Raw genomic sequence first — 26,527 nt, 5'->3', positions numbered from 1 at the left:
TGTCAATGTGCGACTAGGGGTACTCGACGTCGGAAGCAACACCGTCCATCTTCTCGTAGTGGACGCCCACAGGGGCGGCCACCCCACACCGATGAGTTCGACCAAGTCGACTCTGCGGTTGGCGGAGAACACCGACGACCGGGGTGACATCACCTCCCAGGGTGCAGATCGCCTGGTCTCGACGGTGGCAGACTTCGCCAGCATCGCGAAGACGTCGGGGTGCGGTGAGCTGATGGCGTTCGCCACGTCCGCCGTGCGCGACGCCAACAACTCGGACGCCGTGCTCGAGCGGGTACACGCCGAGACCGGAGTGACGCTCGAGGTTCTGTCGGGTGTCGACGAGGCTCGGCTGACGTTCCTCGCCGTGCGCCGCTGGTTCGGGTGGAGCGCGGGCCGCATCCTGAATCTCGACATCGGCGGCGGGTCCCTCGAGCTGACGGCGGGCGGCGACGAGGACCCGGACGTCGCGCTGTCGCTGCAACTCGGCGCGGGACGGCTCACCCGGGACTGGCTCGAGGCCGACCCGCCGGGCAAGCGTCGCGTGGCGGTGCTGAGGGATTGGCTGGACGCCGAACTGACCGTCCCGTCGAAGGAACTGCGCGCGGCGGGGCAGTGGGATCGGGCGGTCGGCACGTCCAAGACGTTCCGCTCGCTGGCCCGGCTGACGGGCGCAGCGCCGTCCGGCGCCGGCCCGCGGGTCAAGCGCACCCTCACCGCCAGCGGTCTCAGGCAACTCATAGCTTTCATTTCGCGGATGACGGCCTCGGACCGTGCAGAATTGGAAGGGGTGAGCTCCGACAGGTCGCAGCAGATCGTGGCCGGAGCACTCGTTGCGGAGGCCAGCATGAGAGCACTGGGCGTGGAGGAACTGGAAATCTGCCCCTGGGCTCTGCGTGAGGGTTTGATCCTCCGCAAGCTCGATACGGAAATGGGCGGTGAATTGATGGTGGGTGCTCGATGACCGAGGACAGTCAGCAGATCTCTGTGTCAGAGCTGCTCAAACGCAACGGGCAGCAGGTGGAGTCCCGGGGCGGGCGGCGTCGTCGCGGCGTCAAGGGGGGAATCTCCGTCGCCGAGCTGACCGGTGAAATTCCGGTGGTCCGGGATCCGTCCGATTCGCGGGCGCTCGACCCCGAACCCGAACCCGAACCGGAACCTGCCGCGCCCGAGCCGCCCCGCGCGTCCGCACCGTCGGCACCGTCCGCGCGCGCCGACGAGCGCACCGCAGCGTTCAAGGCTCCCGTCGACGACGACGATGACGACGAGCCCATCGCCAGTCGCCCCGCCGGCCGCGGCCGCGGAGTGGTGGCGGGTGGGACGTCGCGTGATCACCAGGGAACCTGGGTCAGCCGATCCGTCCAGAAGGAACGGCCGGCGCCCGAGGCCGCCGCGCCCGCACCGGCGCCCACCGTGGCCGCCCCGGCCGTGAAGAAGGCGGAGCCCGCCCCGACCGTCGCCGCTCCCCGCGTGAAGCCGGCGCCGAAGACCGACACCGCGGCGGCCGAGACCGCACCGGCGGCGAAGTCCGACGCGCCCGCGAAGCCCGCGGTCCCGGCGAAGCCCGAGGCGCCGGCGAAGCCCGGAACCCCCGCGACGGCGGGTGCCGCGGCACCGTCGAACGGCGCGTCGAAGTTCGTGAAGACGCCGAAGCCCGAGGCTCCCGCCAAGGCGAAGCCGGAACCCGCACTGCTGTCCGGCTCGACGCTGGCCGGCGACCTGATGCGGCAGTCCCGGGACTCGGAGGCGGCGAACGCGGGCGAGGAGACGGAACTCATCGAGGCCGCCACCGACGACGCGGACACGGAGAAGCACGAGGGCGACACTCAGAAGCCCGAGAGCCCTCGCCGTTCCCGCAAGGAGGCGAAGGCCGAGAAGGCCGAGGCCGCGAAAGCGGAGAAGGCAGGCAAGAAGGACGAGGCAGGCGAGAACTCCACTCGTGAGTGGGCCGTCCTCATCGGTCAGGGTGTCGTAGCCGTGATCGCCGGCGCCCTGCTCTTCAAGGGCTTCGAGAAGCTGTGGGACGTCTTTCCGTGGGTCGCGCTGATCCTGGCGCTGCTCGTCATCGTGGGCCTGGTCGCGATGGTCCGCATCCTGCGTCGCACCGACGACATCACCAGCTTCGTGATCGCCGTCGTGGTCGGGATGATCGTCACTCTGGGGCCGTTGGCCTTCATGCTTGCGTCGGGCTGAGTTGCTCATGGTCGGGGACAGTGGGCACGGGCAGGTTCGACGGTCATCGCGCGGGCGGAAGGTACTGGTGGGCCTGTCGACGGCCTCGGTGTACCCGGAGAACACGGAGGCGGCGTTCCGGTACGCAGCCGATCTGGGGTACGACGGCGTCGAACTGATGGTGTGGGCCGAATCGGTCAGCCAGGACGTCGGGGCCGTGGCCGGGCTGGTGCGCAGGTACGCGATTCCGGTTCAGGCGATCCACGCGCCGTGCCTGCTCATCTCGCAGCGGGTGTGGGGCGCCGACCCGGTCGCGAAGCTGGAGCGTTCCGTGCGCACCGCCGAGTCGCTCGGGGCGACGAGTGTCGTGGTGCACCCCCCGTTCCGCTGGCAGCGCCGGTACGCCGAGGGTTTCGCCGATCAGGTGGCCGACCTGGAACAGCGCAGCGACGTGATCGTCGCGGTGGAGAACATGTTCCCCATGCGGGCGGACGGCTTCTTCGGCAGCAAGGAGCGATCCGCGCAGCGGCTCCGGAGGCGGGGCGGACCGGGGGCGGCGCTGTCGGCGTTCAGCCCGTCCTACGACCCCACCGATTCGGGACACGCCCACTACACCCTCGACCTGTCGCACACGGCGACGGCAGGCATGGATGCGATGAAGCTGGCGGAGCGTATGGGGGAGGGCCTCGCTCATCTCCACCTCGCCGACGGCCGCGGCGCGTCGATGGACGAGCACCTCATCCCCGGCCACGGAGCCCAGCCCTGCGCGCAATTGTGCCGGCATCTCGTCGACACCGGATTCGACGGGCAGGCGGTGATCGAGATCAACACGCAGAACGCCCGGACGCAGCGGGAACGGTCGTCGATGCTCGCGCAGGCGCTGGCCTTCGCCCGTGAGCACCTCGAGCCGGGCCGCGCCGCCTCGGGGTCGCCCCGCAGCCACTCCGGTGGCGATCACGACGACACCTGACCTATCTGCCGCCTTCCTGCTGCGGTAAGCTCGTCGCCATATTGGATAGTCTCAGTATCTAGTGCTGGGTATCTGAAGTCGACAGTCGATGAGCCGGAGGAGGGCCGTGCGCGTTTCCGAGTTGGTCGCCCGTACCGGCATTCCGCTCGCGACGGTGAAGTACTACCTGCGCGAAGGTCTGCTGATGCCCGGCGAGGCGACGAGCGCCACCCAGGCCCGGTACGGCGAGAAGCACGTCGAGCGACTCGGCCTCGTCAAGGCGCTCGCCGGGGCCGGACTCCCGATTCCGCGCATCCGGGAGATCCTCCGGCTCGTCGACCATCCCGGCGGCTCGCTGTTCGAGGTGCTCGGCGAGGCCATCGCGCAACTCCCGCCCTACCTCGACGCCGCCGTCGACGACGGGGACGAGTTCCCGCGGGCACGCGCCGTCCTCGACAGGCTCGGGCAGGTGTACGACCCGCGGTACGTCGCGGTCGGACAGCTCGAACGTGCGCTCGAGGGGCTCGAAGAGGCCGGCATCCCGATGACCGACGAGCGACTCGACGCCTACGGGCGGCACGTGCGCGGGATCGCCGAGATCGACATCGGACTCATGCCCACCGAATCGACCGAGGACGCGATCCGCTACGCGGTGCTCGGCACCGCCATCTACGAGCCGGTGATCGCCGCGATGCGCCGCCTCGCACACCAGGACCTCGCGCAGAAGCGCCTCCGGAACCCCGAAGAACAGGATCAGCAGTGAGCTCAACTCCCTTCCGCGACCTCAACGTCCTCACCGCTGCCGGTGACGGGACCTATCGGGCGTCGATCGACCCGATCTGGACGATCGGCCCCAAGGTGCACGGCGGTTCGATGATGTCGCTCTGCGCGGCCGCCGCCCGCAGGCGACTGCTCGACGAGAGCGGCGACGCCGAGCTGTCCCGGGTGCAGCCCCTCGCGGTCGGTGCCAACTACCTGTCCGCCCCCGACCCCGGCGAGGTGACGCTGTCGACGACGGTCCGCAAGCAGGGCAAGCAGGTGTCGTTCGTCGACGTGGAGCTGAAGCAGGGCGACCGAGTGGCCGTGCACGCGTCGGTCACGCTCGGTGTCCCCGACGCGGGGGAGCCGCAGTACAGCGGAGTCCACGCCCTGTCCCAGCTCCCGGTGGAACCGCCCACCGACGCCGTCGTGCTCACGGCCGACCATCCGATGGGAAAGATCGTCCACGTGTCGCAGGGCTGCGACATGCGGGTGGACGGGACGTCGGCGCACTTCCTCACCGGCAACCAGGGCGAACCCGAGGTGCGCATGTGGGTGCGACCGCGCGCGGGCGACGAGGACGATCCCGACACGGCTGCCCTGTTCGCGATCATGACCGGAGACATCAGCGCCCCCGTGACGATGAACCGCGGCATGTTCGGCTGGGCGCCCACGGTGCAGCTGACCACGTACCTGCGCAGGCAGCCGGCGCCGGGGTGGCTGCGCGTGATGGCCAGCAGCACGGTGCTCGGCGGTGCGTGGTTCGAGGAGGATCACACCGTGCTCGACTCGACCGGGGCGATCGTCGTGCAGAGCCGGCAGTTGGCGATGATCCCCCGCTAGGAAGGCGCCGCGGAGCGTCGTGGCAGGCTGTTCGGCATGACGAGAATTGCGGTAATCGGAGGCGGCAAGATCGGCGAGGCCCTCATCTCGGGGCTTCTGCAGGCAGGTCACGCCGTCAAGGATCTGGTGGTGGCCGAGCAGCATCCGGCGCGCGCCGACGAGCTGGCCGCGGCGTACGCGGTGCGGGTCACCACCCCCTCCGACGCCGCGGAAGGCGCCGACGTCATCGTGATGGCCGTCAAGCCGGGCGACGTCGAGGCCGCGCTCACCGAGGTGTCCAAGGTGGAGCTCGACGGCGAGCGCGAGCAGCTGCTCGTGTCGCTCGCTGCGGGGATCCCCACCGCCTTCTACGAGACGAGACTGCCCGCCGGGTTCCCGGTGGTCCGGGTCATGCCCAACACGCCCATGCTGGTCGGTGAGGGCGTCAGCGTGCTCGCCCCCGGCAGGCACGTGAAGAAGGAGCACCTCGAACTGGTGCGCGGCGTCCTGTCGTCGGTCGGCAAGGTCGTCGTCGTCCCCGAATCGCAGATCGACGCCGTCACCGCCGTCTCCGGCTCCGGTCCTGCCTATTTCTTTCTGGTCGCCGAGGCCATGATCGACGCGGGCGTCGGGCTCGGACTGACCCGGGCGACCGCTTCCGAGCTGGTCGTGCAGACCATGGTCGGCTCCGCGGCGATGCTCGACAGGTCGGGGGAGAGCGCGACCGAACTCCGTGCCGCCGTGACCTCGCCCGGCGGAACCACCGCGGCCGCGATCCGCCGACTGGAGGGAAACGGGCTCCGAACAGCCTTTTTCGACGCTCTCGAAGCCGCGAAGATTCGTTCCGCCGAACTCGGCACGTCGACCGAATGAATATTCGATTGCCCACACCCGTCGCAGTAACCCCATCCGTCCCGCTAAGCTCGAAGTAGCACGTGCGTGTCTGTTCCGCCGGAGGGGAAGCCGGCGGCGCGAGACGTGCCGGAGGTAAGTGGTTGATGACGTCTGCAAAAAAGCCGTCCAAGGGCTCGGCCCCGGACGGACAACCGGCCCTGGCCGGAACGCAATTTCTCACCGTCGCCGAGGTAGCGACGCTGATGAGAGTGTCCAAGATGACTGTGTATCGGTTGGTGCACAGCGGCGAACTGCCCGCCGTCCGTGTGGGCCGCTCGTTCAGAGTGCATGCGAAAGCAGTGCACGACTACCTCGAAACCTCGTACTTCGACGCCGGTTGACCGATCGGCACGAAGAGGGTCACCTCGGTTTCGCCGGCAACGGTGCGACCTAGTTTTCAGAGAGCGGACCCGCACCGGTACGATTAGCGACTGTCGTACCAGCCAGCTGGTGTCGTAAGGCGCTGAGCTAGTTAAAACGAGGCCCAGGCGCCAGAGCGGCGCAGGCGTACGTGACCGGCGTGCGCAGGAACGCTAGAGAAGAACGTGAGGGACACCCGCTATGGGTTCAGTGATCAAGAAGCGACGCAAGCGCATGTCGAAGAAGAAGCACCGCAAGCTGCTTCGCCGCACCCGAGTGCAGCGCAGGAAACTCGGTAAGTAAAGAGTTGCGTCTGGATGCCCGTCACCTCCGGTGGCGGGCATCCGTCGTTTCCCCGGCACTCTCCGCGTAGTGGGCGGACCGACCAATTGTCGTTGTGCGGAGCGCCATCCCCCTCCTGCACGTATCGTTGACGTCACTCGCTACGTGATCGGGGGTCCTAGTGGTTGTGAGTGACGGAGACAGTACTACGCGGACGGCGGTGCCGCGCGTCGTGCTGGTCACTGGGGCAAGCAGGTTTCTGGGTGGGTACCTGGTCACCCGGCTCGCTCAGAATCCGGACATCGAGCGGGTCATCGCGGTGGACGCGGTGTCGCCGAGCAAGGACATGTTGCGCCGCATGGGCCGCGCCGAGTTCGTGCGCGCCGATATTCGGAATCCCCTGATAGGCAAGGTCATTCGCAACGCCGAGGTCGATACCGTCGTGCACGCCTCGACGCTGGCGCGCCCGCCGAAGTCGGGCAGTCGCGCGGCCATGAAGGACATGAACGTCATCGGCGCGATGCAGTTGTTCGCCGTCTGCCAGAAGGCGCCGACCGTCCGGAAAGTCGTGCTGCGGTCGGCCTCCGTGGTGTACGGCTGCAGCGCCAAGGACCCTGCCAAGTTCACCGAGGAGATGAGCGCCCGGCGGCGTCCCGCGGGTGCCTACGCACGGGACTGCATCGAGATCGAGGGATATCTGCGGGGAATGGGGCGCAGGCGCCCCGACATCGCGGTGTCGATTCTCCGCCTCGCACCGCTGGTCGGTCCCCGCCTCAACGCAACCGTCGCGCAGTACCTCACCTCACCGGTGGTGCCGACCATTCTCGGACGCGACGCACGCCTGCAGGTGCTGCACGAGGAGGACGCGCTCGCCGCCCTGGAACGGGCCACGGTATCGGGCCCGGCGGGCACGTTCAATGTCGCCGGCGACGGCGTGGTCATGATGTCCCAGGCCATCCGCCGCGCCGGGCGGATCGAGGTCCCGATGCCGTTCGGGTTGTTCCGCAACGTCGGACGTGCGCTGATGGGTCCGGTAATGCGGTCGTACACCACCGAGCAACTCGAGTACTTCCACTTCGGTTGCGGACTCGACACCACCCGCATGCGAAGCGAACTATCCTTCGAGCCACGGTGGACCTCGATGCAGGCGCTCGACGACTTCGCTCGCGCGGCAGGCGTCAAGGCGATCATCAAGAACGAATGGGTCGACGCAGCAGAAAACGCACTACTCGCTCTTACCGGCACGGCGAAAGGAGAGAGGTGAACGAAGTGGCGAAGGTCATTCCGCTGCACGGTGCGACAGCCGCGCGCGGGGCCGCTATCGGACGTTCGAGGCGTGAGCAGAGCGAGAGCCGACATCCGTCCGCGATGCCTCCACCCGCCGTGATCACCCCACCCGAGCCCGTCACCGAGACTTCGGCCGTCGACGCCGTCCGCAACGCCCTGGCCGAGCAGATCGTCAACACCGCCGAGTTCGTGCGGCGCCGGCTGTCGGGCGACTACCACGTCGACGACTTCGGCTACGACCCGCACTTCGCCGAGAACGTGTGGCTCCCCATCCTGCGGCCACTGTTCGACAAGTGGTTCCGCGTCGAGGTCAGCGGTCTGGAGAACATCCCGTCTACCGGTGGCGCGCTGGTGGTCGCCAACCATGCCGGTGTCCTGCCCATCGACGGTCTGATGACGTCCGTCGCCGTCCACGACCATCACCCCGCGCACCGCCCGCTGCGGATGCTGGCCGCCGATCTGGCCTTCGAGATGCCACTGGTCGGCGGTGTCGCCCGCAAGGCCGGGCACACCCTCGCATGCCACCCGGACGCCGTGCGCCTCCTGCAGGACGGGGAGGTCGCCGCCGTGTTCCCCGAAGGCTTCAAGGGCATCGGCAAACCGTTCAGCGAACGCTACAAGCTGCAGCGGTTCGGCCGCGGCGGCTTCGTGTCCGCCGCCATGCGGACCGGTGCGCCCATCATTCCGTGCTCGATCGTCGGATCCGAGGAGATCTACCCGAAGATCGGCGAACTCGGGACGCTCGCCCGGTTGCTGGGGATGCCGTACTTCCCGGTGACCCCGCTGTTCCCGCACTTCGGACCGCTCGGACTCGTCCCGCTGCCGTCGAAGTGGTACATCGAGTTCGGCAAGCCGATCGTCACCGACACCTACGACGCGGCGGCGGCCGACGACCCGATGGAACTGTTCGAGGTCACCGACCACGTCCGGGAGACCATCCAGCAGACGCTGTACCGGCTCCTCGCGAAGCGCCGGAACGTGTTCCTCGGCTGAACCGCCGCGGGCGGCTCAGGCCGCCTGTTCGCGGCGGCGCGCGACGATCGCGGCGAGTGCGCCGCCGGCAGCGCCGAGGAGCAGCGCCGTGGGGACGCCGATCTTGGCGGCTTTGCGTCCGGTCCGGAAGTCGCGGATCTCCCAGCCCCGGTTCTTGGCGAGTTCGCGCAGGTCGGTGTCGGGGTTGATCGCGACGGCCGTGCCGACCAGCGACAGCATCGGCACGTCGTTGTGGCTGTCCGAGTACGCGGTGCAGCGCTTGAGGTTGAGCCCCTCGCGGACGGCCAGGGCGCGCACGGCGTGCGCCTTGCCGAGGCCGTGCAGGATGTCGCCGACCAGACGTCCCGTGAACATCCCGTCCTCGCTCTCGGCCACCGTGCCGAGGGCACCGGTGAGGCCGAGGCGCTTCGCGATGACCTGGGCCAGCTCCACCGGGGTCGCGGTGACCAGCCACACCTGCTGCCCGGCGTCGAGATGCATCTGCGCCAGCGCGCGGGTGCCGGGCCAGATCTTGTCGGCGATCACCTCGTCGTAGATCTCCTCGCCGAGCCGGGCGAGCTCGGCCGTCGACCGTCCGGAGACGAACGAGAGGGCCTTCTCCCGGCCGGAGGCGACGTCGTCGCTGCTCTCCTTGCCGGTGACGCGGAACTTGATCTGCTTCCACGCGAAGTCGACGAGGTCGGACGTCTTCAGGTACTTGCGGGCGGCGAGTCCGCGGGCGAAGTGGATGATCGAGGCGCCCTGGACCATCGTGTTGTCGACGTCGAAGAACGCGGCCGCCGTGAGGTCGAGGGGAACGTCGTGTTCCACCAGTTCGGTTTCCTCGCCGGACGCGACGTGGAGCGCGAGGGCCGCATCGGCACTCGCCTCACCTGCGACATTGGCACGTACCTCGGCTTCGCTGGGTCCCAGCGGATTCCTGAACTGGCGTCGGCCCGGGAGGATGATCCCCGCCAGACCTGAACCGAAACCCGTGCCGTTCGGTAGTGATCGCGCAGGCACTCGCACCTCCCGTATCGCAGAAGCCTCTGGGAGCAGCCTATCCCCCGAATCGGGGGCGGGGCGGGTGGATGGCCGCGCTGAGGGAACTGTGTGACGTTCATCTCCGAGCCGATTGGCGTCTGCGGACCCCGAAACGGCACAGTGACTCCACCGGAGGCGTCGAAAGGAAGTGACGAGGCATGAGCACGGGCGGACACGAGGTGACGCTTCTCACGAGGGCGGGGTGCGGTGCGTGCGCGCCGGCCCGCGAGCTGCTGCTGGTTCTGTGCGAGGAGTTCGGGCTGGAACTGACGTGCATAGACGTCGACGAGGCGGCGGCCACGGACCCCGAATTGCGGGCCGAATTCGGCGACCGATTGCCGGTGGTATTGCTCGACGGACGTGAGCACAGTTACTGGGAGGTCGACGACGAGCGCCTTCGCTCGGATTTACGCAAGTAAGGGAACCCTAAAAGTGGGATCTTCCGATGCCGTGCAGGTAGGACCGCATGTCGCGCAGTCGCAGCGACTTTGTGCATGGGTTCACAAGCAGTTACCGTGGTGTGAACAATTCCCCGGAGCATCGTGAAGAACGGCATCGAATGCCGGTCGGACGAGGAGCCAACGACGTGACCGAAACGCACCAGACGCATGGGTCTGTGGCCCCTGGCGTCACGGGGGCGGTCGGGCAGTCGATGGTCGGGTCTCCGGCCCCCTCGGTCGCCGGCGCCGCTCCGCTCCCCGAATCGCGGGACATCCCCCAGGCTACGGTGACGCGCCTCGCGACGTACCTGCGGGTCCTCGGAGTGCTGACGGAACGCGGCACGATCATCGTCTCGAGCGAGGAACTCGCCGCAGCCTCCGGTGTCGGCTCCGCGAAGCTCCGCAAGGACCTTTCCTTCCTGGGGCCGAACGGTGTGCGCGGCGTCGGCTACGACGTGACGCGCCTGCGGGCCCGCATCGAACGCGCGCTCGGCCTGGACCGCGGACACAAAGTGGTGCTCGTCGGCGTCGGAAACCTCGGCCAGGCGCTCGCCGGCTACGGCGGCTTCGGCCGTCGCGGGTTCTCCATGGTCGGACTGTTCGACAGCGACCCGGCGCGGGTCGGTGCGCCGGTGGGCGACCTCACCGTGCGGCACGTCGACGAACTCGAGCAGGCCTGCGCCGAACTCGAGGCCACCATCGGCGTCATCTCGACGCCCGACGAGGCGGCGCAGGAAGTCGCCGACCGTCTGGTGCGCGCCGGACTGCGCTGCATCCTCAGCTTCTCGCCGACCTCGCTCGACGTCCCCGATCACGTCGAGATGCGCCGCGTTGACCTCGCCGTCGAAATGCAGGTTCTCTCGTTCAACAGCGCACGCAACACGGAGTCGGTCCCCACCGCTCCCCGCGTCCGCATCGGACATTCGGCTGTCCCGTCCACCGCACCAAGAAACGGATCAGTGATCGCGCCGTGAGTGTTCTGCTTGTCGGGGTCTCGCACAGAACGGCCCCGGTGCCGGTTCTCGAGCGGGTAGCTGTCACCGACACCGATCGCCCGAAGTTGACGGACAAGCTTCTGGCGTCGTCGCACATCTCGGAGGCGATGATCGTCTCCACCTGCAACCGGGTGGAGATCTACGCCGTCGTCGATGCGTTCCACGGTGCGCTGGCCGAGGTCGGCGAATTGCTCGCCGACCACTCCGGGCTCGATCTCACCGATCTGCACCGGCACGCGTACGTCCGCTACAGCGAGGCTGCGGCGGAGCACCTGTTCGCCGTGGCCAGCGGCCTCGACTCGATGGTGATCGGCGAGCAGCAGATCCTGGGGCAGATCAGGACCGCCTACGCGTCGTCCGACGCGCAGCAGGCCGCAGGCCGCACCCTGCACGAACTCGCCCAGCAGGCGCTGCGCGTCGGCAAGCGGGTGCATTCGGAGACCGGTATCGATTCGGCGGGCGCGTCCGTCGTGTCCGTGGCCCTCGACCGGGCCGCCGGCATCGTCGGCGACGGCGGACTGACCGGACGCACCGCCGTTGTGGTCGGTGCCGGATCCATGGGCGGCCTGTCGGTCGCCCACCTCACGCGGGCCGGGATCGGCCGCATCGTCGTCGTGAACCGGACCAAGGAGCGTGCGGAGCACCTCGCCGACACGGCCCGGTCCAACGGCGTCGAGGCGGAAGCCCTCGAACTGAGCGAACTCCCCGCCGCGATGGCCCAGGCGGATGTCCTCGTGACCTGTACCGGCGCGGTCGGCGCCGTCGTCACGCTCGCGGACACCCACCGCGCGCTGGCACAGCCCGGCCGCGACGCCGAACGCCCCCTCGTCATCTGCGACCTCGGTCTGCCCCGCGACGTGGAGCCCGCCGTGTCGGGTCTGCCCGGGGTCACCGTCCTCGACATGGAATCGCTGCAGCGCGATCCCGCCGCAGGCGCCGCTGCATCCGACGCCGACGCCGCCCGGACGATCGTCGCCGCCGAACTCGCCAACTACCTCGCCGGCCAGCGGCTGGCGGAGGTCACGCCGACCGTCACCGCCCTGCGCCAGCGCGCCGCGGACGTGGTTGAGGCGGAGCTGATGCGACTGGATTCGCGTCTGCCCGGACTCGACGACCCCGAGCGCGACGAGGTCGCCCGCACCGTGCGGCGAGTGGTCGACAAGCTTCTCCACGCGCCCACCGTCCGGGTGAAGCAGCTCGCCTCCGCACCCGGTGGCGACTCCTACGCCGCCGCCCTGCGCGAGCTGTTCGAACTCAGCCCCGGATCCGTCGAGGCCGTCGCCAAGCCCACCGACCTCGGCGGCGCCACCGACCTGAGCGCCATCGACATCACCGACGGCTTCATCGCCGGCCAGGACCCGCGCCTGCGCCGCTTCGTCACAGACGACAACCATGGGAAGGAATCGCAGGCATGAGCGCCGTCGGCACCCGTACGCTGCGGATCGGAACCCGTGGGAGTGAGCTCGCGACCACCCAGGCCGGGACCGTGCGCGACGCACTGATCTCGGCCGGGCACGACGCCGAGCTCGTCATCATCAAGACCAAGGGCGACCAGTCCATGGAATCGGTGGAGAAGATCGGAGTCGGCGTCTTCACCGCCGAACTCCGGGAAGCGCTCGCCGACGGCCGCGTCGACGTGGCCGTCCACTCCTACAAGGACCTGCCGACCGCCCCCGACGAACGGTTCACCATCGCCGCCATTCCGCCGCGCGAGGATCCCCGCGACGCGCTCGTGGCCCGCGACGGACTGGTCCTCGGAGAACTGCCCGCCGGTTCGAAGGTCGGCACGTCCGCACCGCGGCGCGCGTCGCAGCTCCGGGCGCTGGGCCTCGGCCTCGACATCCGTCCGCTGCGCGGCAACCTGCAGCGGCGCCTCGGCAAGGTCGAGTCCGGCGAACTCGACGCCGTCGTCCTGGCCCGCGCGGGCCTGGCGCGGATCGGACGTCTGGACCTGATCACCGAGTCCATCGAACCGGTCCAGATGCTGCCCGCACCCGCGCAGGGCGCGCTCGCCGTCGAATGCCTGTCCGCGAACACGGCGCTCGTCGCGATCCTGTCGGAGCTCGACGACCCGAACAGCCGCGCCGCCGTCACTGCGGAACGCGCGCTGCTCGCCGAGCTCGAGGCCGGCTGCACCGCGCCCGTCGGCGCCATAGCCGAGGTCGTCGAATCACTCGACGACGACGGCCGCATCTTCGACGAACTGTCCGTCCGGGGCTGCGCCGCAGCCATCGACGGTTCCGACGTCATTCGCACGGGGGCCGTGGGCTCCCCGGAGAACGCCGCAGAACTCGGCCGCTCCGTCGCGCGGGAGCTTCTCGAGCTCGGTGCGCGGGAGCTGATGAATGTCACCGAGGCCGGTGATGCCGATGTTTGATGTGCGAAGGCCGACTGATCGGCCGATCCGCTTCCTGTACCCATCTCGACACATGATCGCACTGGAGAATTACCGATGAGCCGAGTCCGTAAGAACACCCCCGGACGAATCCTGTTCGTGGGATCCGGACCGGGCGATCCGGCACTGCTCACCGTGCACGCACGGGACGTCCTTGCCGCAGCGACCCTCGCCTTCACCGACCCCGACGTCGACAAGGGCGTCACGGTCCTGGTGGGCACCGACCTGGGCGTCGACGCCGAGACCGGTGAGCCGCTCGCCGAGGTCCGTCCGGCACTGGGTGAGCCGGCGGAGGTCGCGAAGACCCTCGTCCACGAGGCGAGGAACGGCCACGACGTCGTGCGTCTGGTGTCCGGCGACCCGCTGACCACCGACTCCGTGATCGCCGAGGTCACCGCCGTCGCCCGCACCCAGGTGCAGTTCGAGGTCCTGCCGGGCCTGCCGTCCGCGTCCGCCGTCCCGTCCTACGCCGGTATGGCACTGGGGTCGGGACACACCGAGGCCGACGTCCGCGGCGAGGTCGACTGGGCTGCCCTGGCCGCCGCACCCGGACCGCTGGTCCTGCATGCCACGTCGGGTCACCTCGCCGAGACGGCGAGCGCGCTCGTCGAGCACGGCCTGGCTCCGCAGACCCCGGCCGCCATCACGGTCCGCGGCACCACCCGGCAGCAGCGCACCGTCGAGGCCACCCTCGCGACGCTGAACGAGGCCGGTTCCGAACTGGTCGGTTCGCTGGTCGTGACGGTCGGCAAGGTCGTCGCCCAGCGCAACAAGATGTCGTGGTGGGAGTCGCGTGCACTGTACGGCTGGAAGGTCCTGGTGCCGCGCACCAAGGATCAGGCAGGCGAAATGAGCGACCGCCTCGTCACGCACGGCGCCATCCCGATCGAGGTGCCCACCATCGCCGTCGAGCCGCCCCGCAGCCCGGCGCAGATGGAACGGTCCGTGAAGGGCCTCGTCGACGGCCGCTACCAGTGGGTGGTCTTCACGTCCACCAACGCGGTGCGTGCGGTGTGGGAGAAGTTCGAGGAGTTCGGGCTCGACGCCCGCGCGTTCTCCGGCGTCAAGATCGCCTGCATCGGTGAGGCCACGGCCGCCAAGGTGCGCTCGTTCGGAATCAACCCCGAACTCGTGCCCTCCGGTGAGCAGTCGAGCGAAGGCCTGCTGGCCGAATTCGCCCCCTACGACGACGTGTTCGACCCGGTCAATCGGGTTCTGCTGCCCCGCGCCGACATCGCCACCGAGACGCTGGCCGAGGGCCTGCGCGAACGTGGCTGGGAAATCGACGACGTCACCGCCTACCGCACCGTCCGGGCTGCGCCGCCGCCGGCCGAGACCCGCGAGATGATCAAGACCGGTGGGTTCGACGCCGTCTGCTTCACCTCGTCCTCGACCGTCCGCAACCTCGTCGGCATCGCCGGAAAGCCGCACGCGCGCACCCTCGTCGCCTGCATCGGTCCGAAGACCGCCGAGACGGCCATCGAATTCGGCCTGCGCGTGGACGTGCAGCCGGAGACCGCTCAGGTCGGCCCGCTGGTGGAGGCTCTCGCCGAGCACGCCGCGCGCCTGCGTGCCGAGGGCGCACTGCCCCCGCCACGCAAGAAGTCCCGCGCTCGGCGATAGGCGCTACGCGCCCGTGCGCCTTTTTGGTTGTTCCCACTACCAAAAAGGCGCACGGGCCCGACGAAGGAGGGCATGTCCTTGTTCCCGACCCACCGACCGCGACGCCTCCGCCGGACACCGGCGCTGCGTCGTCTCGTCGCCGAGACTTCGCTCGAGCCACGGCATCTCGTGTTGCCGATGTTCGTCGCGGACGGTATCGACGAGCCTCGTGAGATCTCGTCGATGCCCGGCGTCTTCCAGCACACACCCGACTCGCTGCGTCGGGCGGCGACGGAAGCGGTCGAGGCGGGACTCGGTGGACTCATGCTCTTCGGGGTGCCCCGTCCCGACGACAAGGATGCCGAGGGGTCCGGCGCGTCCGACCCGGACGGCATCCTGAACCGCGGATTGCGCTGGCTCGCAGGCGAAGTCGGCGATGCGACGGTGATCATGGCGGACACCTGCCTGGACGAGTTCACCGACCACGGTCATTGCGGAGTTCTCGACGAGAGCGGTGCGGTCGACAACGACCTCACGCTGCAGCGGTACGTCGACATGGCGGTCGCGCAGGCCGAGGCCGGCGCGCACCTGCTCGGTCCGAGCGGAATGATGGACGGCCAGGTCGCCGCCATCCGCAAGGCCCTCGACGACGCGGGCTACACCGACGTCGGTCAGCTCGCGTACTCGGCGAAGTACGCGTCGGCGTTCTACGGCCCGTTCCGGGAGGCCGTCGGGTCCTCGTTGCAGGGTGATCGCCGCACGTACCAACAGGATTCGGCCAATCGCCGGGAATCGCTGCGGGAGGTGGACCTCGACATCGACGAGGGCGCCGACATGGTGATGGTGAAGCCGGCGATGTCCTACCTGGACGTCCTGCGCGAGACGGCGGACCGCTCTCCCGTCCCCGTTGCGGCGTATCAGATCTCGGGCGAGTTCTCGATGATCACGGCCGCCGCGCAGAACGGCTGGATCGACCGGGACGCCGCGATCCTCGAATCGCTGACCAGTATCCGCCGCGCTGGCGCGGACGTCGTGCTGACGTACTGGGCGACCGAAGCGGCCGGCTGGTTGTGATCGTCTCGTCGGCGGATACGGTAGTGCCATGACCCAGCAGTGGCCACCGACACCGCCGCACCAGGCTCCGCATCAGCAGAGCCCGTCTCCGCACGATTTCCCGTACCCCCCGCCGGTGCCGCAGCCGAAGCCCGAACGTCCGGCACCGGTCGACGTGGGCACGGCAGCCCAGTTGCTGTGGGCGGTGGCCGGGCTCGGGCTGATCCAGGCGCTGGCCGCGATGGTTCTGGTGGTGGGGGAGAAGTCGACGTTCGTCGACGAACTGATGAACAACCCCAGCGTCACATCCGGCGAGGTCGACATGAGCCGCGACAGCGTGGAGAAACTGTTCTACGTGGGTATCGGGTTCACGGTCGTCCTCATCCTGATCCTCACCGGGCTGTTCCTCCTGTTCGTGCACTTCATGCGCAAGGGCCGGAACTGGGCCAGGATGCTGCTCACCATCGCGTGCGTGATGATGGTGGTGTGGACCGTCCCGGTGCTCTTCGGCATCGGATCCGACGGAAGCGGCACCGCGCTCGCTCTCGGCGGCGTGCAGATCCTCCAGGCCGTGGTGGCCGTCGGAGCCGTCGTGCTGATGCACCGCAAGGATTCCAACAGCTACTTTTTGAGGTTGCCCCCCTCCGACGAGTAGCTTCGATTTGCTCGTGAAATATAAAGATGTACCGTGAAGTACGTCACAAGGGCAGACCGCAGACTTCATTTCGACCGAAGGACTTTTCTCCATGCGCGCTGACGATCGAGCACACGGGTCTCGCAAAGAAGCACTGATGTTCGCCATCATCGTGGCCTTCGTGCTGCTGACTCTGTTGCTCGTCGTGATCCCGGGCGCCCTCTCCTGACGTGCCCCACGTTTTCCTCCGCGCCACGATGTCGCAGGATGAGCGTGTGAGCGAACCAGCCGTCCTGTTCAGTGAGCCCGGCGCCCGGTGGCGGATGGTGGCGTTCGGCCCGGTCTTCTGCCTGATCGCGCTGATCATCGAACTACTGACCGGCCCGGTGGTGCACTGGTTCGCGCTGTCGTTGTTCGCAGTGTTGCTCAGCGGTTTCGTCTACGTGCAGGTGGTGGCCGCCCGTAGGCATGCCAGCGTCGAACTCACGACGTCGTCGTTGCGGCAGGGCACCGAAGACCTGCCGATCACCGAGATCGTGAAGATCATGCCCCCCGCCGACCCGGAGTCGTACGAGCAGCAGCCGTGGGAAACCGCCCGGAGTCTGGGGGAGCTGTCCGCGGTTCCCCGCCGGCGGACGGGCATCGGACTGCGACTGCGGGGCGGCGCCCTGGTGCAGGCGTGGGCGAAGGACGACGAGGCATTGCGCGCGCAGCTCGAATCGCTGCTCGCGAAGTCGGCGGGCGGGTCGGCGGAATGAACCGCCGGACCGCGGTGGTGACAGCGGAGTGGATCGGTGCCGTGGCTGGTGTCGTCGCCGCGGTGTGGTGCTGGAACCACGCGCAGGTCACATCGGAGTTCGGTCCCGTGGCGCCGGGTGCACCCTCCTTCGAGGGAACCGCGTACTCGGGGTCGTGGATCGCCGTCGCCGCCGGACTGCTGACGGTCGCGGGGTTGCTGGTGATCGATTCGGTGCGCCGGCTCCGGTCCGGCCCGGCGGGCGAACCCGCCGAGCCGTCCTCGTCATCGGAAGATCTGGGTCTTGCGGACGGTGTCGGTCCCGGGACCGTCGAGCATCGCGGAGCCGAGTAGCGCCTCGGGAACCCCGAGACCCTCGATCAACGTCTGGGCGTGCGGCCGCAGCGACCGGCAGCGCTCGTTGATTCCCCGCTGCACCGCCTTCGACCGCTCCACCGACAGCTGCCGGTGCTCCATGAACCATGCCTTGTCTTCTTCGATCACGCTCAGCGCGTAGAGGTCGCAGACATCGCTCAGCAGGGCGCGGGCGTCGTCGTCCTCGCATTCGTCGATGCCGGCGACGAACGCCTCGAGCACCACCCGGTCGATGTGCGCCTGCGCGGCGTGCAGCACGTGATCCTGCACGAAATTGAAGGCGTCGAACGGGTTCTCCTCGCGCTTCTGCGCAGCCTGGAGGCGACGGGCGGCGGTCGCGAGCAGGTACTGCTCGCGGTCCTCGAACATCGTCAGCTGCGTGCCGCGGTTGAAGAGGCTGCCGTCCTCCTCGTTGTCCTGCCGCGTGTCGAGGATCGTCTGGATGATCTGCTGCGCGGCGGTGCGCTTCTTGACGACGTCGGAAACCGTGGTGGCCGCGAAGCGCATCCATTCGACGGGGCTCATGCCGCGCACCTCGTCCGCGTAGGACGTGAGCAGTTCCTTGGCCACGAGCTGCGTCAGGACGTGGTTGTCGCCCTCGAACGTGGTGAACACATCGGTGTCGGCCTTGAGCGCCGTGAGACGGTTCTCGGCCATGTACCCGGCGCCGCCGCACGCTTCACGGGCCTCCTGGATCGCACGGGTGGCGTGCCAGGTGTTCGCAACCTTGAGCCCGGCGGCGCGGCCCTCGAGTTCACGCTGTTCCTGGGGGTCGGCGTCGGCACTGCTCTGGATCTCGTGCATCTTGGCGACGAGCTCGTTCTGCGCGAACTGCAGAGCGTAGGAGCGTGCGATCAACGGGAACAGTCTGCGCTGGTGGACGAGGTAGTCCATGAGCAGCACCTCGTCCTCGGCCTGCGGGGCATTGAACTGCCTGCGCTGCAACGCATATCGGGTGGCGATCGACAATGCGACGCGGGCGGCGGCGCCGGCGGACCCGCCCACCGTGACGCGTCCCCGCACGAGAGTGCCCACCATCGTGAAGAATCGGCGGTTCGCGTTGTCGATCGGCGAGGTGTACGTGCCGTCGGGTTCCACGTCTGCGTATTTGTTGAGCAGGTTCTCCCGCGGAATTCTGACCTGGTCGAACGTGATTCGGCCGTTGTCGACGCCGGGAAGTCCACCCTTGTACCCACAGTCCGACGTGTGGACGCCGGGGAGGTCGTTGCCGTCCTCGTCCCGGATCGGCACCACGAAGCAATGCACGCCTTGCGACTCGCCGCCCGTGATCAACTGCGCGAACACGGCCGCCATCGTCGCGTGCTGCGCCGCCCCGCCGATGTAGTCCTTGCGCGAGGACGGCGTGGGGGAGTGGATGACGAATTCGCCCGCGTCCGCGTCGTACGTCGCGGTGGTCTCGAGGGCCTGCACGTCGCTGCCGTGACCCGTCTCGGTCATCGCGAAACACCCCAGCAGATCCAGATCGACGAGACGCTTCACGTACGCCTCGTGATGGCGCGCGGTACCGAGGTTCTCGATCGCGCCGCCGAACAGTCCCCACTGCACGCCCGCCTTGACCATCAGGGACAGGTCCGACATCGCAAGCATCTCGATGCTCGTGACTGCGGCGCCGGCGTCACCGGTGCCGCCGTGGTCTTTCGCGAATCCGTCGGCGGCGTAGCCGTTGCTCGCGAGCAGACGCAACTGCGCCAGCGTCTTGGCGCGGGCCTCGTCGAGGTCGGGGGTGTAGTGCGGTGCGAAGTCGGGGGATCCGGACAATTCCGCCCTGACGCGCTCGCGTACCTCCCGCCAGCGTCCGTCGAGGGTGCTTCTCAGGTGGTCAGCTGTGGTGGCCATGACTCGACAGTAGCGGTCGCTCCGAGGCGCGTGATGTCGGTCGAGGAACAGGTCCGGCGATCAGGGGACACCGAAGGTGCCGAAGCCTTCCTCCGGCCGGCCGTAACACCGGTGATGGGCGTTGCATGCGGCAATGCTCTGGGTATTCCGGTGTGGTGAGCATTTCCCACGCACTACGGTCCCTCGTCACGGGCCCGACCTTCCGGTGGACGTCCGCACCGAGTGGCACCGCCCGCCACCCGATCAGTATCACCACGGCATCGGTGTCACTCGAACAACAGCATCGGGTGCGGGTGCGCAAGTACGTGATCGTGGCGTCGTTCAGGATTCTCGCGTTCGTGCTGTCCGCGGTGGTCTACGGTCTGTCCGGTAACCCGTGGGTGGCCGTGGCGATCATCGGTGTGTCGCTGCCCCTGCCGTGGCTCGTCGCCCTGATCGTCGACGACCTGCCGCCGTGGGAGACGGACGAGTCCCACGGTAGTGGGTGAGGCGTTCACCAGAAGCGACTCCCGGGCCCGCCCTTGAACGGGCCGACCACCTGATCGGTGATCCACCCGCCGTAGAAGCCCCCCGTCTGGGGCCGAACCCGCTCGCCGCCGACGAAACAGCCGTCCACCGATCCCGGCATGACCGCCACGTGCCCGAGGAGAGATTCGTACCCGGCGACCGGCCGCGGATAGTGCCACGCCGCACGCTCGGCGACGTGTCCGCCCGCGACGACGTCGAAATAATCCGCCCGCCCCTTCCACTCGCACACCGTGCTCCCGGCAACCGGACGCAGGACCCCCTCGGCGAAACACGTGCGCGGCAGGTAGTACGTCGGCGGGTGGCTCGTCTCGAGCAGGCGCAGCGGGTTGCGTGTGCGTGCGACGAGTTGCCCGCCGAACCGCACCTCCACCAACTCGCCGCTCTGCTCGACCACGGGTGGCCGCGGGTAGTCCCACACCGATTCCTGGCCCGGACCGACGGGGTCCGGGATCGGGTGGCCGCTCGTCATGCGTGGACCAGTCGAGTCAGGCCGAGGTGCTGATCATCGCGAGATATCCCACGGGGTCGCGCCAGAACGCGGTGATCAGGTCGGCGAGTGCGGCCGGGTCGGCGATCAATGGTGTGATGTGGCCGGCGCCGTCCACCGTGTTGGCTGCGGCGTGCGGCATCGTCGCCGCGGCGGCCCGTGCCTGCTCGAGGGAGATCATCGTGTCTGCGCGGGGGACGACCATCAGCGTCGGCGCTCCGATCCGGGGGAGGAGAGGGCCGAGGCCCTTGCGGTGCAGCATGATCGACTGCATCGCCTGGTGCATGCCGCGGCGTGGTGCCTGCCGGAAGGTCCGGGAGACGGCCTGGAACTGTTGCGGCTGCGTTCGTGAAAGCTCGGTGCCGAGAAGGACGTTCATCACCGCATTCGTGAGCGGTGGAATCGGCCCGGCGATGCGGTAGGCCCACACCATCGGCACGATCCTGGCGCGTTCCCTGCGGGTGAGGGCTTGGGTCGGTGTCCCGATGGTGACCACGGTGCGGCACAGGTCGGGAGTGTCGGCGGCCGCGACGAGCCCGACGTGTCCACCCCAGGCGTTGCCCACCCAGTCGGCGGGCTCGGTGACGCCGAGTACGTCGAGGACGGTGATCGCCGCCTCCGCGCACTCCTCCATCGTGAACCGGCGCGGTACGGCGGTGCTCGCTCCGTGGCCGGGTCCGTCGATCGAGATCAACTGCCGGTGCGCGACCAGATGGCTGCGCAGGGGTGCCCACGTCGTCGAGTCGACGAAAAGGCTGTGCCACAGCACGGTCGGCGGTCCGCTACCGGTGACGTGGACGGCGAGGTTCCCGACGCTCGTCGGGACGGTCCGGGTGATCGATTGTGTGTCCATGGGATGCCCCAGGTGCTGTGTCGAGTAATGCTTCGGAAACCGAAACTTCGGTAACCGTAGTATTCTCCTGTGTCATGGAACGGTCAAGAGGTCTGCCGTCCGATCGCCCTGCGGTGGGGCAGTTGCTGGTTCGTTTGCTGCACGAGTTCCGCCGGGAGTTGAGCGAGCCCATGGCGGAACGCGGTTACGGCGACATCCGCCCGCCGCATCTGCAGATCTTCGGCAACATCGGTTGGGAGGGCCGGCGGTTGACGGAGATCGCCTCCCGGGCCGAACTGAGTCTGTCCGCCGCGTCCGAACTGATCAACGATCTCGAGGACCTCGGGTACGTCGAGCGGGTTCCGGACACGCGGGACAGGCGGGCGAAACTGGTCGTCCCGACCGCGCGGGGACGGCAGGCGCTGCAGGACGCCGCCGTACGGGTCGCCGAGATCGAGCACCACTGGGGCGGCATCGTCGGCCACGACCGGTTCGACGACGCCTGCTCCGTGCTCAATTCACTGTTGGACGAGCTGAGTCCCGAGGACCGCTGACCGTGGGCGGAGGGACCGCCGCGCGGACGAGTTGCTCGTGACGCAGGGCGATCTGGGTCTGCGTCGCGATGACGGTCGACGAGCGAAGAACGTTGTGCCCGTCCACGATCGAGTTGATCACCCGCTGCAGGTCGGCGTGGGTGCGCGCCACCACGCGGACCAGGACGTCGCCGGCTCCGGTAATCGTGTGCGCTTCGAGAACTTCGGGGATGGCGGTCAGATGCTCGACGACCGCGGCGTGCCCGTTGCCCTGGGCGATCTCCAGGGTGGCGAACGCGACCACCGGAAACCCCAGTGCCTCCGGGTCGAGGGTCGGTGCCGAACTGGTGATCACGCCGGTGCGTTCGAGCCGGTCGAGACGCGCCTGAACGGTGCCACGCGCCACTCCCAGGCGTCTCGACGCCTCGAGCACCCCGACCTTCGGCTCGGCGTGGAGCAGGTCGAGCAGTGTGGCGTCGAGTTGATCGATACTCATGGCGTCCCTGGTCAATATGTAGGGTCCAACCGTCTTTTCGTCCAGCATTCTGTACAGATTGAACAGCGTCAAGAGGCACCGTTGCGCAGTGATGTGTGCTGGATCACAGTGAGATATGACTATCGCCGACATTCGCCTGACGCCCCGCGAGGTGGCCGCACATCTGGAGACCGACGAGCTCCGGCAATTGGTCGGGCTCGTCGAACACGACGACGCGTCGGATCCGTTTCCCGTGGTCGCGATGGATGCCGTGGTATTCGCGTGCGGCAACGCGACGCAGAGCATGCAGTACTTCGTCTCCACCTGGGGCATGACCCTCGTCGCCTACGCCGGGCCGGAGACCGGTCAGCGCTCGCACAAGTCCTTCGTCCTCGAGTCGGGGTCGGCACGGTTCGTGCTGCACGGCGCCGTCGATCCGAAGAGCCCGCTCGCGGACCATCACCGGGCGCACGGCGACGGCGTCGTGGACCTGGCGATGGAAGTGCTCGACGTCGACCGCTGCATCGCGCACGCCCGCTCGCAGGGGGCCGCCATTCTCGAGGAGCCGCGCGACGTCACGGATCAGTTCGGCACCGTGCGGCTCGCGGCGATCGCCACGTACGGCAGCACCCGGCACACCATCGTCGACCGCAGCCGGTACGACGGCCCCTACCTCCCCGGATTCGTCGCGCGCTCCAGCGGTTTCGCGGCGCGACCGGGTAAACCCCCGCGGTTGTTCCAGGCGCTCGACCACGCCGTCGGCAACGTCGAGATGGGCCGGATGGATCACTGGGTCCGGTTCTACAACCGCGTCATGGGATTCACGAACATGGCCGAATTCGTCGGCGACGACATCGCCACGGAGTACTCGGCGCTGATGTCGAAGGTCGTGGCGAACGGCAACCACCGGGTGAAGTTCCCGCTCAACGAACCCGCGGTGGGAAAGAAGAAGTCGCAGATCGACGAATATCTCGAGTTCTACGGTGAGCCGGGCTGCCAGCATCTGGCCCTCGCGACCGGGGACATCCTCGCGACGGTGGACGCGCTGCGGGCCGAGGGCGTCGAATTCCTGAACACACCCGACGCGTACTACGAGGACCCGCGGTTGCGTGCCCGGATCGGGAGGGTCCGGGTGCCGGTGGAGGAACTGCAGAAGCGCGGAATCCTCGTCGACCGCGACGAGGACGGATACCTCCTGCAGATCTTCACCAAGCCGCTCGGCGACCGGCCGACCGTGTTCTTCGAGCTGATCGAACGGCACGGTTCGCTCGGATTCGGGGCGGGCAACTTTCAGGCCCTGTTCGAATCCATCGAGCGTGAGCAGGCGGCGCGCGGCAATCTGTGAACCTCCGATCGGCACGCAGTGCATCATCGACTGATGGATGACACGGATCGGGGAACGTTCGCAGGGAAAGTCGCTCTCGTCACCGGGGCCTCCTCGGGGCTCGGGCACGCCGTGGCCCGGCTCCTCACCGACCGGGGAGCCCTCGTCTTCGGGGTCGCACGGGACGGGGATGCGCTGCGGCAGGCCATGATCGGGATCGCCGGGCCGGAGGCCGCGGGGCGCTGTGCACCGGCGGACGTGGCGTCGCCGGAAGCGTGCAGCGCGGCCGTGGCAGCCTGCGTCGCCGGGCTCGGCGGTCTCGACGTCCTGATCAACGTTGCCGGTTCGCACACCCTCCGGCACACCGCGGACGTCACGGACGAGGACTGGGCACACGATCTCGCCGTGAACCTGAACGGGCCGTTCTACCTGTCGCGGGCAGCGCTGCCGCATCTGCTCGACCGCGGAGGCAACATCGTCAACGTCGCATCCGTCGCCGGACTGCAGGGGCAGGCGTACTCGGCCGGCTACTGCGCCGCCAAGCACGGACTGGTGGGTCTCACCCGCGCGATGGCACTCGAGTTCACCGGCACACCGCTGCGGATCAACGCCGTCTGCCCGGGCGGGATGATGACACCGCAGGTCACGAATTTCGCGTTCCCCGACGGCGTCGATTTCGAGCTCGTCCTGAAGTCGGCCTCCCCGAGAGGGCTGATGGAACCCGAGGACGTGGCGAAGACGGTGGCCTTCCTCGCATCCGACGACGCGTCCGCCATCCACGGAGCCGTGTACTCGGTGGACAACGGGAAGATGGCGTGAGCCTCGTCGCTGGCCCGATCTTCCAGATCTGCTGGGTCGTCGACGACATCGAGGCTGCCGAGCGGTACTTCACCGAGCAGCTCGGCGTCGCGCGATGGTTGCGGCTCCCGGACGTGCACTTCGGACCCGAGCACTGCACGTACCGCGGGCAGCCCGCCGACTACGTGGTCCACGTGTCCCTCGGATACGCCGGCGGACAGCAGCTCGAGCTGATCCAGCCGGTGTCGGGACGCAACCTCTACACGGAACAGCTGGAGACCACCGGTCCCGGCGTCCATCACGTGGCCTGGGTCCCCGACGACTTCGAGGACACCCTCGCCGAAGCCGGACGTCGAGGACTGCCGGTGGTGCAGCGGGGCCGGTTCGAGGGCGTCGGGATGGAGTTCGCGTACCTCGAGGGCGGCCCGCTCGGCGGATACGTGGAACTGCTGAAACTGTCCGAGGAGATGAGGGCGATGTTCGCCTCGCTCGTCCCGGAACCACCCGGCGCGACGGATCGGGCAGAGTGATCCTGGCCACCCACTACACCCTGTCGTTGGCAAATTCGACAGAACTGGGACACTGGAGGCCGTGACTGTTTCCTCCGGTGACCCCGACGTGCACGCATCCCGCTCCGCCCAGCTCTTCGAGAGGGCTGATCTGGTCATTCCCGGCGGCGTCAACTCCCCGGTGCGAGCCTTCCACTCGGTCGGCGGCACCCCGCGGTTCATCAAGGAAGCGTCCGGCTACACGCTCACCGACGTCGACGGCAACGACTACGTCGACCTCATCTGCTCCTGGGGACCGATGATCCTCGGTCACGCGCACCCCGCCGTCGTCGAGGCAGTGCAGAAGGCGGCCGCCACCGGCCTGTCGTTCGGCGCGCCCACCGAGGGCGAGATCGAACTGGCCGAGGAGATTGTCGGCCGGGTTGCGCCGGTGGAGAAGGTGCGCCTGGTCAACTCCGGCACCGAAGCCACCATGAGCGCCGTCCGCCTGGCCCGCGGATTCACCGGCCGAACCAAGGTCCTCAAGTTCTCCGGCTGCTACCACGGACACGTCGACGCGCTGCTGGCCGACGCCGGCTCGGGGCTCGCCACCTTCGGCCTCCCGACATCGCCCGGCGTGACGGGCGCGCAGGCCGAGGACACCATCGTCGTTCCCTACAACGACCTCGACGCCGTCGTCCAGGCCTTCGCCGCGAACGAGGGCCAGATCGCGTGCGTCATCACCGAGGCCGCCGCCGGCAACATGGGCGCAGTGGCGCCGCACCCCGGATTCAACGAGGGCCTGCGGAAGCTGACCAGCGACAACGGCGCCCTACTCATCATGGACGAGGTGATGACCGGGTTCCGCGTCAGCTCCGCCGGTTGGTTCGGGCTCGACGGCGTCGCCGGTGACCTCTACACGTTCGGCAAGGTGATGAGCGGCGGTCTGCCCGCCGCCGCATTCGGTGGCCGCGCCGACGTCATGGCCCATCTCGCCCCGGCCGGACCCGTCTACCAGGCGGGCACCCTGTCCGGGAACCCCGTCGCCGTCGCCGCCGGGCTCGCCAGCCTGCGCGCCGCGGACCAGGCCGTGTACGACGCACTCGAGCGCAACAGCGCCACCCTGCGGACCCTGCTGTCCGACGCGCTGACCGCCGAGAGTGTGCCGCACCGGGTGCAGACCGCAGGCACGATGCTCAGCGTGTTCTTCAGCGAGGACCCGGTGACCAACTACGCCGAGGCCAAGGCCGCCCAGACCTGGCGCTTCCCGGCGTTCTTCCACGGGCTTCTCTCACGCGGTGTGTACCCGCCGCCGAGCGCGTTCGAGGCGTGGTTCGTCTCCGCCGCCATGGACGACAGAGCCTTCTCGATCATCGCCGACGCCCTGCCGCACGCCGCGAAGGCCGCCGCCGCGGCCGTCCAGCCCTGACGTGTCCT

General features: G+C 68.6%; 30 protein-coding genes. 25 read left to right on the top strand and 5 right to left on the bottom strand.

The window, feature by feature from the left end; genetic code table 11:
- Positions 1-7 precede the first annotated feature (7 nt).
- The 10 genes from ACLIVD_RS29170 to ACLIVD_RS29125 all read left to right on the top strand — a co-directional run bounded on the left by ACLIVD_RS29170 (position 8) and on the right by ACLIVD_RS29125 (position 8,515).
- Positions 8-961, top strand: a complete 954-nt coding sequence (locus tag ACLIVD_RS29170; RefSeq protein WP_105415996.1) for a Ppx/GppA family phosphatase — start codon at positions 8-10, stop codon at positions 959-961.
- Complete coding sequence (locus tag ACLIVD_RS29165; protein ID WP_491931054.1) at positions 958-2,190, top strand: Rv0497 family membrane protein; 1,233 nt, start codon at positions 958-960, stop codon at positions 2,188-2,190. The genes ACLIVD_RS29170 and ACLIVD_RS29165 overlap by 4 nt, the downstream gene beginning before the upstream one ends.
- Before the next feature lie 7 nt (positions 2,191-2,197).
- The gene (locus ACLIVD_RS29160) at positions 2,198-3,139 is read left to right on the top strand and encodes a sugar phosphate isomerase/epimerase family protein (RefSeq protein WP_280780020.1); all 942 of its coding nucleotides are present in this window, start codon (positions 2,198-2,200) and stop codon (positions 3,137-3,139) included.
- A gap of 106 nt (positions 3,140-3,245) precedes the next feature.
- Positions 3,246-3,881, top strand: coding sequence for a MerR family transcriptional regulator (locus tag ACLIVD_RS29155; RefSeq protein WP_283352850.1), 636 nt, complete (start codon positions 3,246-3,248; stop codon positions 3,879-3,881).
- Complete coding sequence (locus ACLIVD_RS29150) at positions 3,878-4,720, top strand: thioesterase family protein (RefSeq protein WP_283352851.1); 843 nt, start codon at positions 3,878-3,880, stop codon at positions 4,718-4,720. The genes ACLIVD_RS29155 and ACLIVD_RS29150 overlap by 4 nt, the downstream gene beginning before the upstream one ends.
- Before the next feature lie 36 nt (positions 4,721-4,756).
- Positions 4,757-5,572, top strand: coding sequence for a pyrroline-5-carboxylate reductase (proC, locus tag ACLIVD_RS29145; protein WP_105415988.1), 816 nt, complete (start codon positions 4,757-4,759; stop codon positions 5,570-5,572).
- Positions 5,573-5,697: 125 nt separating this feature from the next.
- Positions 5,698-5,934, top strand: coding sequence for a helix-turn-helix domain-containing protein (locus ACLIVD_RS29140; protein WP_005258384.1), 237 nt, complete (start codon positions 5,698-5,700; stop codon positions 5,932-5,934).
- Between the two features lie 220 nt (positions 5,935-6,154).
- A complete protein-coding gene (locus tag ACLIVD_RS29135) occupies positions 6,155-6,256 on the top strand; it encodes a 30S ribosomal protein bS22 (RefSeq protein WP_003402602.1) in 102 nt (33 codons plus the stop codon).
- A 199-nt stretch (positions 6,257-6,455) separates the two neighbouring features.
- The gene (locus tag ACLIVD_RS29130; RefSeq protein WP_009474737.1) at positions 6,456-7,499 is read left to right on the top strand and encodes an NAD-dependent epimerase/dehydratase family protein; all 1,044 of its coding nucleotides are present in this window, start codon (positions 6,456-6,458) and stop codon (positions 7,497-7,499) included.
- Entirely contained in the window at positions 7,496-8,515 is a 1,020-nt protein-coding gene (locus ACLIVD_RS29125) for a lysophospholipid acyltransferase family protein (RefSeq protein WP_016882763.1), read from the top strand. Before ACLIVD_RS29130 ends, ACLIVD_RS29125 begins: the two co-directional genes overlap by 4 nt.
- Positions 8,516-8,530: 15 nt before the next feature.
- On the opposite strand, the gene ACLIVD_RS29120 is transcribed toward ACLIVD_RS29125, so the two are convergent.
- Positions 8,531-9,517: an HAD family hydrolase gene (locus ACLIVD_RS29120; protein ID WP_164060735.1), complete on the bottom strand. Its 987-nt coding sequence runs from the start codon at positions 9,515-9,517 to the stop codon at positions 8,531-8,533.
- Between the two features lie 179 nt (positions 9,518-9,696).
- Here ACLIVD_RS29120 and ACLIVD_RS29115 point away from each other — a divergent pair, with 179 nt between their 5' ends.
- The 9 genes from ACLIVD_RS29115 to ACLIVD_RS29075 all read left to right on the top strand — a co-directional run bounded on the left by ACLIVD_RS29115 (position 9,697) and on the right by ACLIVD_RS29075 (position 17,747).
- Positions 9,697-9,957, top strand: coding sequence for a glutaredoxin family protein (locus tag ACLIVD_RS29115; protein ID WP_283331011.1), 261 nt, complete (start codon positions 9,697-9,699; stop codon positions 9,955-9,957).
- A 140-nt stretch (positions 9,958-10,097) separates the two neighbouring features.
- Positions 10,098-10,952 (top strand): redox-sensing transcriptional repressor Rex, encoded by an 855-nt coding sequence (locus ACLIVD_RS29110; protein ID WP_029539322.1) that lies wholly within the window; start codon positions 10,098-10,100, stop codon positions 10,950-10,952.
- On the top strand, positions 10,949-12,388 hold the full coding sequence (locus tag ACLIVD_RS29105) for a glutamyl-tRNA reductase (RefSeq protein WP_016882766.1): 1,440 nt from the start codon (positions 10,949-10,951) through the stop codon (positions 12,386-12,388). Before ACLIVD_RS29110 ends, ACLIVD_RS29105 begins: the two co-directional genes overlap by 4 nt.
- Positions 12,385-13,350 (top strand): hydroxymethylbilane synthase, encoded by a 966-nt coding sequence (gene hemC, locus ACLIVD_RS29100; protein WP_283331012.1) that lies wholly within the window; start codon positions 12,385-12,387, stop codon positions 13,348-13,350. Before ACLIVD_RS29105 ends, hemC begins: the two co-directional genes overlap by 4 nt.
- 75 nt (positions 13,351-13,425) lie before the next feature.
- Entirely contained in the window at positions 13,426-14,991 is a 1,566-nt protein-coding gene (locus ACLIVD_RS29095; RefSeq protein WP_005251986.1) for a bifunctional uroporphyrinogen-III C-methyltransferase/uroporphyrinogen-III synthase, read from the top strand.
- Positions 14,992-15,069: 78 nt separating this feature from the next.
- Positions 15,070-16,044: a porphobilinogen synthase gene (gene hemB, locus ACLIVD_RS29090; RefSeq protein WP_283352904.1), complete on the top strand. Its 975-nt coding sequence runs from the start codon at positions 15,070-15,072 to the stop codon at positions 16,042-16,044.
- A gap of 28 nt (positions 16,045-16,072) precedes the next feature.
- A complete protein-coding gene (locus tag ACLIVD_RS29085; protein ID WP_283331015.1) occupies positions 16,073-16,678 on the top strand; it encodes a hypothetical protein in 606 nt (201 codons plus the stop codon).
- Between the two features lie 254 nt (positions 16,679-16,932).
- Positions 16,933-17,415 carry a transport-regulating membrane protein Mce1N gene (gene mce1N / locus ACLIVD_RS29080; RefSeq protein WP_105415978.1) on the top strand — a complete coding sequence of 161 codons (483 nt, stop codon included), beginning with the start codon at positions 16,933-16,935 and terminating at the stop codon, positions 17,413-17,415.
- Positions 17,412-17,747 carry a hypothetical protein gene (locus tag ACLIVD_RS29075; protein WP_105415976.1) on the top strand — a complete coding sequence of 112 codons (336 nt, stop codon included), beginning with the start codon at positions 17,412-17,414 and terminating at the stop codon, positions 17,745-17,747. The genes mce1N and ACLIVD_RS29075 overlap by 4 nt, the downstream gene beginning before the upstream one ends.
- On the opposite strand, the gene ACLIVD_RS29070 is transcribed toward ACLIVD_RS29075, so the two are convergent.
- Positions 17,679-19,625: an acyl-CoA dehydrogenase family protein gene (locus ACLIVD_RS29070; protein ID WP_491931053.1), complete on the bottom strand. Its 1,947-nt coding sequence runs from the start codon at positions 19,623-19,625 to the stop codon at positions 17,679-17,681. The genes ACLIVD_RS29075 and ACLIVD_RS29070 overlap by 69 nt on opposite strands.
- Before the next feature lie 155 nt (positions 19,626-19,780).
- Here ACLIVD_RS29070 and ACLIVD_RS29065 point away from each other — a divergent pair, with 155 nt between their 5' ends.
- Positions 19,781-20,113, top strand: coding sequence for a DUF3099 domain-containing protein (locus tag ACLIVD_RS29065; protein ID WP_283331018.1), 333 nt, complete (start codon positions 19,781-19,783; stop codon positions 20,111-20,113).
- A 5-nt stretch (positions 20,114-20,118) separates the two neighbouring features.
- Here the strand turns inward: ACLIVD_RS29065 and ACLIVD_RS29060 are convergent, their stop codons facing one another.
- Positions 20,119-20,622: a DUF427 domain-containing protein gene (locus ACLIVD_RS29060; protein WP_283331019.1), complete on the bottom strand. Its 504-nt coding sequence runs from the start codon at positions 20,620-20,622 to the stop codon at positions 20,119-20,121.
- 16 nt (positions 20,623-20,638) lie between these two features.
- Positions 20,639-21,493: an alpha/beta fold hydrolase gene (locus ACLIVD_RS29055; RefSeq protein ID WP_491931052.1), complete on the bottom strand. Its 855-nt coding sequence runs from the start codon at positions 21,491-21,493 to the stop codon at positions 20,639-20,641.
- Positions 21,494-21,567: 74 nt separating this feature from the next.
- Between ACLIVD_RS29055 and ACLIVD_RS29050 the strand changes: the two genes are divergently transcribed.
- Positions 21,568-22,026, top strand: a complete 459-nt coding sequence (locus ACLIVD_RS29050; RefSeq protein WP_280779891.1) for a MarR family winged helix-turn-helix transcriptional regulator — start codon at positions 21,568-21,570, stop codon at positions 22,024-22,026.
- On the opposite strand, the gene ACLIVD_RS29045 is transcribed toward ACLIVD_RS29050, so the two are convergent.
- Positions 21,986-22,501 carry an Lrp/AsnC family transcriptional regulator gene (locus ACLIVD_RS29045; RefSeq protein WP_283331021.1) on the bottom strand — a complete coding sequence of 172 codons (516 nt, stop codon included), beginning with the start codon at positions 22,499-22,501 and terminating at the stop codon, positions 21,986-21,988. The genes ACLIVD_RS29050 and ACLIVD_RS29045 overlap by 41 nt on opposite strands.
- A 115-nt stretch (positions 22,502-22,616) precedes the next feature.
- Here ACLIVD_RS29045 and hppD point away from each other — a divergent pair, with 115 nt between their 5' ends.
- The 4 genes from hppD (at position 22,617) to hemL (ending at position 26,519) form a co-directional block, all read left to right on the top strand.
- Positions 22,617-23,825, top strand: coding sequence for a 4-hydroxyphenylpyruvate dioxygenase (gene hppD / locus ACLIVD_RS29040; RefSeq protein WP_283331022.1), 1,209 nt, complete (start codon positions 22,617-22,619; stop codon positions 23,823-23,825).
- Between the two features lie 33 nt (positions 23,826-23,858).
- The gene (locus tag ACLIVD_RS29035) at positions 23,859-24,623 is read left to right on the top strand and encodes an SDR family NAD(P)-dependent oxidoreductase (protein WP_283352857.1); all 765 of its coding nucleotides are present in this window, start codon (positions 23,859-23,861) and stop codon (positions 24,621-24,623) included.
- A complete protein-coding gene (locus ACLIVD_RS29030) occupies positions 24,620-25,132 on the top strand; it encodes a VOC family protein (RefSeq protein ID WP_491931051.1) in 513 nt (170 codons plus the stop codon). The genes ACLIVD_RS29035 and ACLIVD_RS29030 overlap by 4 nt, the downstream gene beginning before the upstream one ends.
- Before the next feature lie 61 nt (positions 25,133-25,193).
- Complete coding sequence (gene hemL, locus ACLIVD_RS29025; RefSeq protein WP_283352859.1) at positions 25,194-26,519, top strand: glutamate-1-semialdehyde 2,1-aminomutase; 1,326 nt, start codon at positions 25,194-25,196, stop codon at positions 26,517-26,519.
- Positions 26,520-26,527 lie beyond the last annotated feature (8 nt).

This window comes from Rhodococcus sp. G6(2025) (genome assembly GCF_058628105.1).
Note: the sequence above shows the minus strand (reverse complement) of the source record. Positions and strands in the feature narration are given on the sequence as shown.